Below are 12,120 nucleotides of genomic sequence, written 5' to 3' on the forward strand. Positions count from 1 at the left end.
GCCCCACCCCCAGCCCGGAGATGACGCCCAGCGGAGCCGGCGGGGCCGGCGGGGCCGGCGGCGCGGCCCCCGGCGTGGTGGGCACCGGCGAGACCGAGCCCACGCCGGTGGTGGTGGAATAACGTCCCGGGAAAATCCACTCTTGACAATTGCGCTGAGAAGGAATACAATGATTCTGTTAAAGCCATATCTATGTGGCCCTTTGGCGGTGGGATCCCGCCGCTTCGGAGGGAGGGGAAGTCAATGTCGGAAGTCCATGTGAAGGACGGCGAGTCCTTGGAGAACGCGCTGAAGCGTTTCAAGCGCAGCTGTGCCAAGTCTGGTGTTCTGGCCGAGGTTCGTAAGCGCGAGCACTACGAGAGCCCGAGCGTCAAGCGCCGCAAGAAGTCTGAGGCCGCCCGGAAGAATCGCAAGAAGTATTATTGATGCTGACTTTACAAGCCCCGCGCCATACGGCGCGGGGCTTGTTACGTTTTAGGCCAGCAGCTCCTCCAGCAGATCATCCACCTGGGGATAGGACAGCACCGCTTGGCGGATGCCCAGCCGGGCGGCCACCTGAAGCTTTTTGCGGATGGAACCGGCATCGTCGAAGAGAATGAAGTGAGCTCCGTTTTCTCGGGACATGTAGGTGAAGTAATGGGCGCACAGCTCGGAGGAGAAGAACACCGAGGGGGATCGTTCTTCCAACGTCTGACGAAGGGCCTGACGGGTGAGGGGCCTGCCCTGTCCGTCAGGAGAGGGCAGATAGAAATCCTCCGCCACCCGCTCCACAGCCAGCACCACCCGGTCCTTGCCGTACCGCTCCGTCGCCTCGGACAGCCGCTGGGTCAGGGAGCCGCCGGACAGGGCGGAGGAGATCAGCACCCGGACGGTTTCGCAGCAGCCTCCGTAGGGCTCGGTGACGTAAATGGGCCACCCCCGGTTCCGGAACAGAGCGGACAGCCGGCGGAGGACCTCCTCCAACAGGGGGAAGGGCCGCCCCTCAAAATCGCACAGCAGGCCGGTGAACCCCCGGGCGGCGCATTCCCGCATTACCTCCTGACAGAAAGCCTCCGGTTGTCCCCGTCCGTCAAATCCTGCGCAATCCAGGCCCATAAGCCCTCCCCGGGCGGATACCGGCATATTGGCCCGGAACAGATGGGGGCCGCCCCCCACTCGGTAGGCGGCATGGGCTACCGGCAGCCCAAAGGTCAGAGCTTCCCGGCAGCGGTCGGGCGGCACGGTGAGGATCGGTTTGAAATTCAGCTCCATCGGTCAGCTACCCCCTTGTCCAATCAGTCAGAAGCGTGTATAATCCTATGCGGACAAAACGGCGGATAGACGAGGTGAAGGAATGCTGACGGCCTACTGGACAGGAAAGAGTATTTTTGACATCGAACCGGCGACCCTGGCCCGGCGGGGCATCCAGCTGTTGCTGGCCGACCTGGACAACACTCTGGTACCCTATGGGGTGCCCGAGCCTACCGAACAGGTGCGGGCCTGGACTCGGTCCCTGGCGGACCACGGGGTTACCCTCTTCGTTCTGTCCAACAACCGGCATCCCGGCCGTCCGGAGCGGTTCTCCAACGCGTTGGGGGTCCCCTTTATCGGCCACGCCGGCAAACCCAAGCCAACCTCTTTTTTCCTTGCCATGGAGCGGATGGGCTGTACCCCGGCCCAGACCGCCATTGTGGGGGACCAGATTTTTACTGACATTCTGGGCGGCAGTCGGGCTGGGGTGACCACCCTCCTGGTGGAGCCCATCCGCCTGGCGGGCAACCCGGGGCGCTACCTGCGGTACGCCGCCGAGTGGCCCTTCCGTGCCCTGACGAAAAGGAGAGCAAAACCACTATGAGCGCCAGATTCGGACCGGCGGGCAACGCCGATTCTTTTCCCTATAAATCTTCTGTGGAAGCCCCCAAATGGCTGGCAGGTCTGGGGCTGGACTGCTACGAGTACCAGTGTGGCAAAGGGGTCAACGTGGGAGAGGACACCGCCCGGAAGGTGGGTGCGGCGGCGAAGGAGGCGAATATCAGCCTGTCCCTTCACGCGCCCTATTTCATCAACCTGGCCAACCCGGACCCGGACAGCCTGCAAAAGACCGTGGGCTACATTACCGCCGCCTGCCGGGCGGCGGACTGGATGGGGGCCGGGCGGGTGGTGATCCACTCCGGGGCCCTGATGAAGCGCACCCGGCGGGAGGCCCAGGACATTGCGATGAAGTCCCTGCGGGAGGTGGTGGCAGCCTGCGACGGCGCCGGCTTCAGTCACATCACCCTTTGCCCCGAGACTATGGGGAAGATCAACCAGTTGGGGGACCTGGACGAGGTACTGGAGCTGTGCACCCTGGACGAGAGGCTTACCCCCTGTGTGGACTTCGGCCACCTGTACGCCCGCTCCCTGGGGGAGCTGGAGGGCCGGGAGGCCAGCGCACGAATATTGGACCGCATTCAGGAGGTACTGGGGGAGGAACGGGCCAGCTGCTTCCACAGTCACTTTTCCAAGATCCAGTTCACCCCCAAGGGGGGCGAAAAAATGCACCTGACCTTTGACCAAGAAGAATTCGGCCCAGACCCCGCTCCCCTGATGGCCGAGGTGGCCCGCCGGGGCTGGAGCCCCACCTTTATCTGTGAAAGCGCCGGTACGCAGGCAGAGGACGCGCTGACTATGAAAGGGCTGTACCAACAGGCTCTGTAGGGGCCGGACACCTGGCCGGCCCCACCGCTGGAGATTCCATAAGCCATCAGAAAGGAAGTCTTTATCATGAATCATCTCAAGCAGATTGCCGCCAAGCTGGAGGAGTACGGTCTGGACGCCATGCTGCTCACCAGCGAGCCCGGCGAGTACTACGCCATCGGATTCCACGGCGAGGGCGCCGTGGTGGTCACCAAAGGGGAGTGCCGCTATTTTACCGATTCCCGGTATATTGAGGCGGCAGAAAAGCTGGTCACTGGCGCCAACATCACCATGACCTCCGCCTCCGCCGCCCAGAAGCCCCTGGTACTCAAGGCGGTGGAGGAGCTGGGCATCCAGAAGCTGGGCTTTGAGGACGGCTACATGACGGTGGCCCAGTACAACAGTTATGCCCAGGCCCTGCCCTGTACCCTGGTGCCCGCCCAGAAGCTGGTCACCGGACTGCGGGCCGCCAAGGATGCCGAGGAGATTGCTCTGATGACCCGGGCCCAGGAGATCACCGACCAGGCCTTTACTGCCATCCTGAAGTTCATCAAGCCCGGTATGACCGAGCGGGAGATCGCCGCCCGGCTGCAGTACGAGATGCTTTGCCTGGGGGCGGAAAAGATGAGCTTTGACCCCATCGTGGTGGCAGGGCCCAACGGCTCCCTGCCCCATGGCATCCCCGGAGACCGGAAGGTGGAGGTGGGAGATTTCCTCACCATGGACTTCGGCTGCAAGTACGGCGGCTATTGCTCCGACATGACCCGCACCATCGCCATTGGTCAGCCCACCGAGGAGATGCGCAAGGTGTATGATACGGTGCTCCAGGCCCAGCTGGCGGGCATCGCAAAGGCCAAGGCCGGAGTGCCCGGCGTGGAGATCCACAAGGCTGCCGCCCAGGTGATTGAAGAGGCGGGCTACGGGGCATACTTTGGACATGGCTTCGGCCACAGCGTAGGCATCGAGATTCATGAGGACCCCAACGCCAACAGCCGGGACACCACTCCCATGCCGGTGGGGGCCGCCGTGTCCGCCGAGCCCGGCATCTATCTGCCCGGGAAATTCGGTGTGCGCATCGAGGATGTGCTTATTTACACCGAGGACGGTTCGGTGAATCTTACCAAATCGCCCAAAGAGCTTATTATTCTTTAAAAAGCCTTGCAAAGTAAGGGATTATGGGGTAAAATAGCTTAGCTGAATTTTTGAATACCTGTTTGGAGGATGAATACCAATGCCTACGATTACTGCCAGCGATTTCCGTAACGGCGTGACCTTCGAGATGGACGGTCAGGTCATGCAGGTGGTGGAGTTCCAGCACGTCAAGCCCGGCAAGGGCGCCGCTTTTGTGCGCACCAAGATGAAGAACGTCATTACCGGCGGCGTGACTGAAACCTCCTTCAACCCCACCGCCAAGTTTGAGCAGGCCTATGTGGAGCGCAAGGACATGGAGTACAGCTACAACGACGGCGATCTGTACTACTTCATGGACCCCGAGACCTACGACCTGGTGCCCATCGGTTCTGAGCTGCTGGGCGACAATTTCCGCTTCGTCAAGGAGAACATGGTATGCAAGATCAACTCCTATAAGGGTAAGATCTTCGCCGTGGAGCCTCCCACCTTTGTGGAGCTGGAGGTCAGTGAGACCGATCCCGGTTTCAAGGGCGACACCGCTACCAACGTCACCAAGCCCGCTACCCTGGAGACCGGCGCTGAGATCAAGGTGCCCCTGTTCATCAACCCCGGCGACAAGATCAAGATCGACACCCGTACCGGGGAGTATCTGGAGCGCTGCAAGGCTTAAGCGTCCCGGTGGGAACTTTATCGAACTGGCCCTTCGAGGCCGACTGTTAAGAAAAGGAGACACCTGTTTATGACGATTTCTGAGAAGGTCGCGTATCTGAAGGGCCTGGCTGAGGGCCTCAACATCGACACCGAGAAGTCCAAGGAGGGCAAGCTGATCTCCGTGATGATCGGCATCCTGGAGGAGATCTCCATGTCCATCGAGGATCTGGAGGAGAACAACGAGGCCCTGGGCGAGGAGATCGACGCCCTGTCCGACGACCTGGCCGATGTGGAAAAGGCTGTTTACGAGGACGAGGAGGAAGAGGACGACTGCTGCTGCGGCGGGGACGACGACTTTTTTGAGACCGAGTGCCCCAACTGTGGCGAGACTCTGGTGATCGACGAGTCCATCCTGGACGCCGGCGTCATCCAGTGCCCCAGCTGCCAGCAGAAGTTTGCCCTGGACCTGTCCGATGACTGCTGCTGCGGCGATGAGGACGAGAACGATTGCGGCTGTGGCTGCGGCTGTGAGGACCACGACCACGAGGAGTAAGACACACCACGAGACAGAAACTGTGAGAGCGCCGGGGACAGTCCCCGGCGCTCTTTTTTGCCTTTGGCAGATGTTTCCCGGGAATGCCCACAAAAAGGTGGGATTTTGTTGAAATTGGCGGGCCTTCTCCCTTGCGCCATCCAATGGGGCCGTAGTATAATGGGCTGGGAATTAGATGCGTTTAACTCTTACATAATCGGATGGGATAAGATGAAACAACAACAGACTGTGGACAATATAACCCTGGAGCAGGTGAGCCCCGGCCAGTGGGGCACCATCCTCCGGGTAGGCAACGACCGGGGACCGGTGAAACGGCGGCTGGTGGACATGGGTCTTACCCCCGGCACCCAGGTGATGGTGCGCAAGATAGCCCCCTTTGGCGACCCTTTGGAGCTCAACCTGAGAGGCTACGAGCTTTCTCTGCGGAAGGAGGATGCCGCCCAGATCCTGGTAGCCACCGGCCAGGAGGGGGAACGGCGGGCGCAGGTCCGAAAGCAGCGCATAGGCATGGTGCAGCACCTGCCCGACGAGGAGACCCTGCGCCGGATGGACGCCGACCACGCCCATGAGGCCGCCGAGCATGGCGGGGAGCCCGACTACGCCAGCCATGACACCCGACAGATGAAGCTGGCCCTGGTGGGTAATCCCAACTGCGGCAAGACTACTCTGTTCAACGCCCTCACCGGCTCCAACCAGTACGTGGGCAACTGGCCCGGCGTGACGGTGGAGAAGAAGGAGGGCCGGGCGGAGGTGGACGGCAAGAGCGTTACCGTGGTGGACCTGCCCGGCATTTACTCCCTGTCCCCCTACTCCATGGAGGAGATCGTAGCCCGGGACTTCATCGTGGGAGAGCACCCCGACGCTATCATCGACATCATCGACGCCACCAACATTGAGCGCAATCTCTATCTTACTGCCCAGCTGCTGGAGCTGGAGCGGCCCATGGTCATTGCCCTCAATTTCATGGATGAGGTGGAACGCCACGGGGACAGGATCGACGTGGAAGGGCTGTCCCGGGCCCTGGGAGTGCCTGTCATCCCCATCACCGCCCGGTCGGGAAAAAACATCCAGGAGCTGCTGGAGGAGGCCCACCGACAGATGCACGTGGGGGTCACCGTGGAGCCCGATGACCTGTACGACGACTTTACCCACCAGATCCACCACAAGATGGGTGAGCTCATCCACGACAAGGCCTACGCCGCCCACATCCCTGCCCACTGGGCCTCCATCAAGCTCATTGAGGGGGATCAGCTGGTGGAGCAGGCCCTGGGGTTGGAGGAGGAGGACAAGGCCCGGCTGGAGGAAATCTGCCAAGAGTATGAGAGCGCCTATGATCTGGGCGACCGGGAGACCCTCATCGCCGATGCCCGGTATCAGTTCATCCAACAGGTGGTGGAGGGCTGTGTGCGCCGGGGCAGGCCCCTGGGTACCCCCACTCTGTCCGATCGGATCGACGCCGTGGTCACCCATAAGTTTCTGGCGATTCCCGTGTTCCTGCTGACCATGCTGGCCATGTTCGCCCTCACCTTCGGCCCCGGTCAAATGCTGGCTGATGGGGTAGACACCCTCATTGGCGGCTGCTTTGCCGAATGGGTCCGGAGCGTTTTGAACGTCGCCGGCACCGCCCCATGGGTGGAGGCCCTGCTGGTGGACGGCGTCATCGCCGGGGTGGGCGGGGTGCTCACCTTCCTGCCCCAGATCGCCATCCTGTTCCTCTTCCTCTCCTTCCTGGAGGACTCGGGCTACATGGCCCGTGCGGCCTTCATCATGGACCGGCTGCTGCGGCGGTTCGGCCTCAGCGGCAAGGCCTTTATCCCCATGCTCATGGGCTTCGGCTGCACCGTCCCCGCCGTCATGGGAGCCCGCACCATGGAAAACGAGAAGGACCGGCGGATGACCATCATGCTGGTGCCCTTCATGTCCTGCTCCGCCCGGCTGCCGGTGTATGGCCTGCTCACCGCCGCCTTCTTCCCCAGGTACGGGGGGCTGGTGGTGTTCTCCCTGTATTTCCTGGGCCTGATCTTTGCCATCCTCTCGGGTATCCTGCTGAAAAAGCTGGTGTTCAAGGGGGAGCCCGCCGCCTTCGTGCTGGAGCTGCCCCCCTACCGCCTGCCCACCCTGAAGAACATTGCCCTCCACGTGTGGGAGAAGGTGAAGGGCTTCCTCATCAAGGCGGGCACCCTGATCCTGGCCATGAGCGTGCTGCTGTGGTTCCTCCAGACCTTCGGCTTTGAGGGTGGCGCCTTCGGGATGGTCTCCAATGAGGAGTACTCCATCCTGGGCACCATCGGCTCCTTCCTGGCTCCCGTCTTTGTGCCCTTGGGCTTCGGTACCTGGCAGGCGGCGGTGGCCCTGCTGTCCGGCCTGATCGCCAAGGAGATGGTGGTGTCCTCCATGAGCATGTTCTACGGCTTCTCAGTCACCGCCAGCGGCGCCGCTATCGCCGCCGCCCTGGGCTCCACCTTCCAGAGCCCCCTGGCGGCCTACTCCTTCCTGGTGTTCGTGCTGCTGTACGTCCCCTGCGTGGCGGCGGTGTCCACCATCCGCAAGGAGATGAACTCGGTGCGCTGGACCCTGGCTTCCATTGCCTGGCAGCTGGGGGCGGCCTGGCTGGGCTCCTTCCTGGTATACCAGCTTGGCTCTCTGATCTTGAGGTAACCGTATGCTGAAATATGTGATTTACGCCGGTGTGGCCGCCCTCGTCCTGTGGGCGGCGGCCTACCTCATCTATCGCTTTCACCAAAATCTCAAGGGCAAGCGGGGCTGCGGCTCCGGTGGCTGTGGCTGCTGCCCCCACACCTGGTGCCGCCACCGTAAACCCTAGGGCCGCAAGCGTTTACGGCCTGCCGACAAGGAGGTATCTGTTATGGATCAACTGCTTGAACAGCTCCAGAATTGGATCGACGGGAGCCGGAGTATCGTTTTTTTTGGCGGCGCCGGCGTCAGCACAGAGTCGGGTATCCCGGACTTCCGCAGCGTGGATGGGCTGTACAACCAGCAGTACAAGTACCCTCCGGAGACCATTTTGAGCCACACCTTTTTTGAGCGGAACACCGAGGAATTTTACCGGTTCTACCACAACAAGATGCTCTTTCCCGCCGCCAAGCCAAATGCCGCCCATTTGAAGCTGGCCGAGCTGGAGCGGGCGGGCAAGCTGCGCGCGGTGGTGACCCAGAACATTGACGGGCTCCACCAGGCGGCGGGCAGCGTCAACGTCTATGAGCTCCATGGCTCGGTTCACCGGAACTACTGCATGAAGTGCCACGCCTTCTATGGCCTGGATTTCGTCATGGAGCAGGACGGGGTGCCCCGCTGTCCGGTGTGCGGCGGGCTCATCAAGCCCGACGTGGTGCTCTACGAGGAGGCCCTGGACCAGGAGACCATGGAAGCTGCTGTGCTGGCCATCTCCCGGGCGGATATGCTCATCATCGGAGGCACCTCCCTGGCGGTGTATCCGGCGGCGGGGCTGGTGCGCTACTACCGGGGGGACAAGCTGACCCTCATCAACAAGAGCCCCACTCCCTACGACATGGAGGCCGACCTGGTGATCAACAAGCCCATCGGGGCGGTGCTGGGGGCCATTCGGGTGTAAGAGACAGTGCCCCTTGCAAACGGCGCCTCGCCACAGTATAATGGGGCAAAGGAGAGGGGGCGGGCCCATGTTTGACTTTACCCAGATCAGCCATTACCGGGAGAACAACCGGCTGGAGGCCAAGCTGGCCACCGGCGGCCTGCCCCACAGTATTTGGGAGACCTATTCCGCTTTTGCCAACTCCTACGGCGGGGTGATCCTTTTGGGGGTGGAGGAGCTGCCCGACCACACCCTCCGGGTGCAGGGCCTGCTGGACCCCCAGGGCATGGTGGAGGAGCTGATGGCCGGTTTGGACGACCCGGCGGTGGTCAGCGTCAACATCCTCCGGGAGGAGGACATCCAGATCCTCCACGTGGATGGGGGCGATATCGTGGCGGTCACCGTGCCCATGGCCCAGCGGGACCAGCTGCCGGTGTACATCGGGGGCAACCTGCGCCGGGGGGCCTACCGCCGCAGCGGGGACGGGGACTACCACTGCACCCAGGCTGAGCTCAACGCCATGCTGGGCAGCCGCTCCCATTGAAGATTTTTGAGGTAAAAATCCCACCGCAACCCAAAGTTGACAGGAAAAAACCCAAACGCAACCGCAAATTGGTTCCGGTTGCGCTTGGGTTTTGTTATGCTGATGCCTGCTGAGAAGGAGGGAAAAGCCATGAGCTTTGGCACAAATCTGCAATTTCTGCGGGACCAGGCGGGCATGACCCAGGAGGGGCTGGCGGAGGCCCTCCAGGTGTCCCGTCAGTCGGTGAGCAAGTGGGAGTCGGACGCCAGCTTCCCGGAGATGGAGAAGCTGCTCATCCTGTGCGACCTGTTCCATACTGATCTGGATACCCTGCTGCGGCAGGATGTGAGCCAGAAGTTTTATAGCGACACCGTGGGCTATGACCGGTTCATGAACTGGTTTTCCAACTGGGTGGCCTTTTCCATCGGCCTGATCATTCTGTCGGTGGCCTTTGGGTTGGGCTGCCGGGGCTGGTTTGGGGCGCCGGAGATTGCCGTCCCTGCGGTGCTGCTGTCCGGCGTGGCGGTGGCGGTTGCCATTCTCATCGTGGCCGGGATGCGGTATGACCGCTTTGAGAAGGAGCACCCCACACTCCAGGATTTCTATACCAAAGAGGAGCGGGAGCGCTATCTGAACCGGTTCCCCTTTCTGATCGCCCTTCCGGTGGCAGGCATCATCATCGGGACCCTGTGGCTGGTGCTGCTGGGTGAATGGGCTGAGCAGCGGGGCGAGCGGGCAGAAATGGGCTTGGTTGCCGGCTTTTTGGCAGTGGTGGCTGTAGCGGTAACAGTGCTGGTATGGGCGGCACTCCGTAAAGGAAAATACGATATTGAAGCCTGGAACAAACAGCACAACCCCAGCCCGGAAGAGCTGGCCCGCCAGAAAAAAGCGGGCTGGGTGTGTGGCGCCATCATGATCGCTGCCACCGTGATCTATATGATCGTAGGCTTTGGTTCTATGGCCGCTGTGGGAGATTACAGCGGCGACTGGGGCTGGCGCTGGGGATGGATCGTCTATCCTATTGCCGGGGTGATCTGCGCTTTGGTCTCCCACCTGATCGAAAAGGAAGAGGACGACTGACAAACCCCGCCTGCCGCGGCCGCGGCAGGCGGGGTTTTGCTTACAGGTTGCCGTCCAGCACGGCGGTGTAGGCCTGGGGAGGCATGACGCCCACCTTCCGGTCGAACTCCTTGCCGTCCTTCAGGAACACCACGGTGGGGATGCTCATGACCCCGAAGCGCCGGGCCAGGTCGAGCTCGTCGTCCACGTTGACCTTGCCCACCAGGGCCTTGCCCTCGTACTTGCCCGCCAGATCCTCCATGACGGGAGCCAGCATCTTGCAGGGGCCGCACCAGGAGGCCCAGAAGTCCACCATGGAAATGCCGTTGGAAACCGCCTTGTCAAAGGCCTCGTTGGTGAGATGAATGATAGACATAGTAAACTTCCTTTCTGTTTATCCCTTTTGATTTGTGATTTGATCCACATATTCCGCCGCCCGGAGGCCGGCCACCAGGCCCTCCCCCACCGCCTTGGACACCTGGAGGGGCAGCCCCGCGCAGTCCCCGGCGGCAAATACCCCGGGTACGCTGGTGGCCATGTTCCGGTCTACCCGGATATAGCCCTCCTCCAGCGCCAGGCCGGGCAGCAGGTCCGCCGGGGCCATGGAGGACCGGAGGATGAATACCCCCTCGCAGGGGATGGTCACGCTGCCCGCCCGCAGGCCGGTGACGGCCTGCTCTCCCAGGATCTCCGGCCTGGGGGCCTTCACGAAGGGGATGTCGGTCCGCAGGTGTTCCGGGGCCTTGTCGCTGACGTAGGTGACCTTACACCCCAGCTCCTGGAGGTAGTTGGCCTCCTGGGGGGCGTCGGCGGCCTTGCCGATGACGGCCACCTCCTTGCCCCGGTAGAGCATCCCGTCGCAGGTGGCGCAGTAGCTCACCCCCCGGCCCAGGAAGGCCTCCTCCCCGGGGTATTTGTTGGCCCGCACCACCCCGGTGGCCAGGACGACGGCCCGGGCCTGCTCCATGTCGGAGCCGATGCTGAGATAGAATGTGTCGCCCATGGGCATGATATTCAGCACCCGGCCCTCTTTTTCCTCCGCTCCGGCCTCTGCCGCGTGGGCGTGGAACCGGTCCAGCAGCTCCTGGCCGGTGATCCCCCAGAAGCCCAGGTAGTTGTCGATCTGAGGGGTTTTATACAGGGCGTTGTCCCGACGGTCGCCGCTGACCACCAGCACCGATTTGCCCCTGGCCCTGGCCTGGACGGCGGCGGACAGCCCGGCGGGGCCGCCGCCGATCACTGCGATGTCGTACAATGGTATTCCTCCTCACATTCTCCGAAGAGGGCGGCCACCACGGCGGCAGCCCTGGGGTCGGAGACCTCGTAATAGACCTCGTTGCCCGACCGGGCGGCCTTTACAATGCCGGCGGCCTTCAGGCGCATCAGGTGCTGAGAGATACAGGACTGGGACTGGCCGGTGTTAGCCTCCATGCATCCCACGTTGCGGCAGCCGCAGTGGAGCAGGCCCCGGACAATGCGCAGCCGCAGGGGATGGGAGAGGGCCTTGAGCAGTTCGGACTTCTCCAGATAGATGGTATCCTGTTCCTCCAATGGGATCGCCTCCCCGTTTTGTTCTGTTTATTATTATATTCAAATATTCTAATATGTCAAGAGGGAATCCTACTTTTTTTCTGGAGAATTTTCCGGCGGGCAGGTTGACAGGACTAACTGCCTGGGGTATACTACACCCCAGGGGGGTGTCTGACATGATGGCAGACCAGAAAACCGTCCTCCGGCTGCTGCGTACCGCCCGGGGACAGGTCGATGGCATTATCAAAATGGTGGAGGAGGATCGGTACTGTATCGATATCTCCCAGCAGCTTATGGCCACCGAGGCCATGCTCAATCGTACCAACAAGGAGGTGCTGGCCGCCCACCTGAAGCACTGCGTCCAGGAGGCGGAGACGCCGGAGGAGCGCAGCCAGAAGGTGGACGAGTTCATTACCACCCTGGGACGTATTTTAAAGTAGAAAGGCG

Annotated in this window: 16 protein-coding genes; 12 read left to right on the plus strand and 4 right to left on the minus strand. The window is 61.9% G+C overall.

Annotated features, from left to right (window positions below; genetic code table 11):
- Positions 1-243: 243 nt before the first annotated feature.
- The gene (rpsU, locus tag H6B51_RS07200; RefSeq protein ID WP_009259223.1) at positions 244-426 is read left to right on the plus strand and encodes a 30S ribosomal protein S21; all 183 of its coding nucleotides are present in this window, start codon (positions 244-246) and stop codon (positions 424-426) included.
- 48 nt (positions 427-474) lie between these two features.
- On the opposite strand, the gene H6B51_RS07205 is transcribed toward rpsU, so the two are convergent.
- Positions 475-1,251: a glycoside hydrolase family 18 protein gene (locus H6B51_RS07205; RefSeq protein ID WP_204883037.1), complete on the minus strand. Its 777-nt coding sequence runs from the start codon at positions 1,249-1,251 to the stop codon at positions 475-477.
- Between the two features lie 82 nt (positions 1,252-1,333).
- On the opposite strand from H6B51_RS07205, the gene H6B51_RS07210 reads away from it, so the two are divergent.
- The 10 genes from H6B51_RS07210 (at position 1,334) to H6B51_RS07255 (ending at position 10,164) form a co-directional block, all read left to right on the plus strand.
- Positions 1,334-1,834, plus strand: coding sequence for a YqeG family HAD IIIA-type phosphatase (locus H6B51_RS07210; RefSeq protein WP_204883038.1), 501 nt, complete (start codon positions 1,334-1,336; stop codon positions 1,832-1,834).
- The gene (locus H6B51_RS07215) at positions 1,831-2,676 is read left to right on the plus strand and encodes a TIM barrel protein (RefSeq protein ID WP_204883039.1); all 846 of its coding nucleotides are present in this window, start codon (positions 1,831-1,833) and stop codon (positions 2,674-2,676) included. Before H6B51_RS07210 ends, H6B51_RS07215 begins: the two co-directional genes overlap by 4 nt.
- Before the next feature lie 66 nt (positions 2,677-2,742).
- On the plus strand, positions 2,743-3,807 hold the full coding sequence (locus H6B51_RS07220) for a M24 family metallopeptidase (RefSeq protein ID WP_204883040.1): 1,065 nt from the start codon (positions 2,743-2,745) through the stop codon (positions 3,805-3,807).
- Positions 3,808-3,886: 79 nt separating this feature from the next.
- Positions 3,887-4,456: an elongation factor P gene (efp, locus tag H6B51_RS07225; RefSeq protein ID WP_204883041.1), complete on the plus strand. Its 570-nt coding sequence runs from the start codon at positions 3,887-3,889 to the stop codon at positions 4,454-4,456.
- A 69-nt stretch (positions 4,457-4,525) separates the two neighbouring features.
- Positions 4,526-4,990, plus strand: coding sequence for a CD1247 N-terminal domain-containing protein (locus tag H6B51_RS07230; protein WP_204883042.1), 465 nt, complete (start codon positions 4,526-4,528; stop codon positions 4,988-4,990).
- Positions 4,991-5,200: 210 nt separating this feature from the next.
- A complete protein-coding gene (feoB, locus tag H6B51_RS07235) occupies positions 5,201-7,648 on the plus strand; it encodes a ferrous iron transport protein B (protein ID WP_204883043.1) in 2,448 nt (815 codons plus the stop codon).
- A gap of 4 nt (positions 7,649-7,652) precedes the next feature.
- On the plus strand, positions 7,653-7,814 hold the full coding sequence (locus tag H6B51_RS07240) for a FeoB-associated Cys-rich membrane protein (RefSeq protein WP_204883044.1): 162 nt from the start codon (positions 7,653-7,655) through the stop codon (positions 7,812-7,814).
- Positions 7,815-7,856: 42 nt separating this feature from the next.
- On the plus strand, positions 7,857-8,582 hold the full coding sequence (locus H6B51_RS07245; RefSeq protein WP_204883045.1) for an NAD-dependent protein deacylase: 726 nt from the start codon (positions 7,857-7,859) through the stop codon (positions 8,580-8,582).
- 67 nt (positions 8,583-8,649) lie between these two features.
- Positions 8,650-9,105, plus strand: a complete 456-nt coding sequence (locus H6B51_RS07250; protein ID WP_204883046.1) for an AlbA family DNA-binding domain-containing protein — start codon at positions 8,650-8,652, stop codon at positions 9,103-9,105.
- A 129-nt stretch (positions 9,106-9,234) separates the two neighbouring features.
- The gene (locus tag H6B51_RS07255; protein ID WP_204883047.1) at positions 9,235-10,164 is read left to right on the plus strand and encodes a helix-turn-helix domain-containing protein; all 930 of its coding nucleotides are present in this window, start codon (positions 9,235-9,237) and stop codon (positions 10,162-10,164) included.
- 40 nt (positions 10,165-10,204) lie between these two features.
- On the opposite strand, the gene trxA is transcribed toward H6B51_RS07255, so the two are convergent.
- The 3 genes from trxA to H6B51_RS07270 are packed head-to-tail and all read right to left on the minus strand — an operon-like array spanning position 10,205 to position 11,694.
- Positions 10,205-10,519 carry a thioredoxin gene (trxA, locus tag H6B51_RS07260; RefSeq protein ID WP_204883048.1) on the minus strand — a complete coding sequence of 105 codons (315 nt, stop codon included), beginning with the start codon at positions 10,517-10,519 and terminating at the stop codon, positions 10,205-10,207.
- 18 nt (positions 10,520-10,537) lie between these two features.
- Positions 10,538-11,398, minus strand: a complete 861-nt coding sequence (locus H6B51_RS07265; protein WP_204883049.1) for an NAD(P)/FAD-dependent oxidoreductase — start codon at positions 11,396-11,398, stop codon at positions 10,538-10,540.
- Complete coding sequence (locus H6B51_RS07270) at positions 11,380-11,694, minus strand: ArsR/SmtB family transcription factor (protein ID WP_204883050.1); 315 nt, start codon at positions 11,692-11,694, stop codon at positions 11,380-11,382. The genes H6B51_RS07265 and H6B51_RS07270 overlap by 19 nt, the downstream gene beginning before the upstream one ends.
- Before the next feature lie 155 nt (positions 11,695-11,849).
- On the opposite strand from H6B51_RS07270, the gene H6B51_RS07275 reads away from it, so the two are divergent.
- Positions 11,850-12,113 carry a metal-sensing transcriptional repressor gene (locus H6B51_RS07275; protein ID WP_204883051.1) on the plus strand — a complete coding sequence of 88 codons (264 nt, stop codon included), beginning with the start codon at positions 11,850-11,852 and terminating at the stop codon, positions 12,111-12,113.
- Positions 12,114-12,120 lie beyond the last annotated feature (7 nt).

The organism is Pseudoflavonifractor phocaeensis (genome assembly GCF_016901955.1).
Lineage (GTDB): Bacteria > Bacillota > Clostridia > Oscillospirales > Oscillospiraceae > Flavonifractor > Flavonifractor phocaeensis_A.

What these genes read in the sequence shown, in the direction of transcription:
- rpsU (WP_009259223.1), top strand. Translation starts at nt 244, where the DNA reads ATGTCGGAAGTCCATGTGAAGGACGGCGAGTCCTTGGAGAACGCGCTG.
- H6B51_RS07205 (WP_204883037.1), bottom strand. Translation starts at nt 1,251, where the DNA reads ATGGAGCTGAATTTCAAACCGATCCTCACCGTGCCGCCCGACCGCTGC.
- H6B51_RS07210 (WP_204883038.1), top strand. Translation starts at nt 1,334, where the DNA reads ATGCTGACGGCCTACTGGACAGGAAAGAGTATTTTTGACATCGAACCG.
- H6B51_RS07215 (WP_204883039.1), top strand. Translation starts at nt 1,831, where the DNA reads ATGAGCGCCAGATTCGGACCGGCGGGCAACGCCGATTCTTTTCCCTAT.
- H6B51_RS07220 (WP_204883040.1), top strand. Translation starts at nt 2,743, where the DNA reads ATGAATCATCTCAAGCAGATTGCCGCCAAGCTGGAGGAGTACGGTCTG.
- efp (WP_204883041.1), top strand. Translation starts at nt 3,887, where the DNA reads ATGCCTACGATTACTGCCAGCGATTTCCGTAACGGCGTGACCTTCGAG.
- H6B51_RS07230 (WP_204883042.1), top strand. Translation starts at nt 4,526, where the DNA reads ATGACGATTTCTGAGAAGGTCGCGTATCTGAAGGGCCTGGCTGAGGGC.
- feoB (WP_204883043.1), top strand. Translation starts at nt 5,201, where the DNA reads ATGAAACAACAACAGACTGTGGACAATATAACCCTGGAGCAGGTGAGC.
- H6B51_RS07240 (WP_204883044.1), top strand. Translation starts at nt 7,653, where the DNA reads ATGCTGAAATATGTGATTTACGCCGGTGTGGCCGCCCTCGTCCTGTGG.
- H6B51_RS07245 (WP_204883045.1), top strand. Translation starts at nt 7,857, where the DNA reads ATGGATCAACTGCTTGAACAGCTCCAGAATTGGATCGACGGGAGCCGG.
- H6B51_RS07250 (WP_204883046.1), top strand. Translation starts at nt 8,650, where the DNA reads ATGTTTGACTTTACCCAGATCAGCCATTACCGGGAGAACAACCGGCTG.
- H6B51_RS07255 (WP_204883047.1), top strand. Translation starts at nt 9,235, where the DNA reads ATGAGCTTTGGCACAAATCTGCAATTTCTGCGGGACCAGGCGGGCATG.
- trxA (WP_204883048.1), bottom strand. Translation starts at nt 10,519, where the DNA reads ATGTCTATCATTCATCTCACCAACGAGGCCTTTGACAAGGCGGTTTCC.
- H6B51_RS07275 (WP_204883051.1), top strand. Translation starts at nt 11,850, where the DNA reads ATGATGGCAGACCAGAAAACCGTCCTCCGGCTGCTGCGTACCGCCCGG.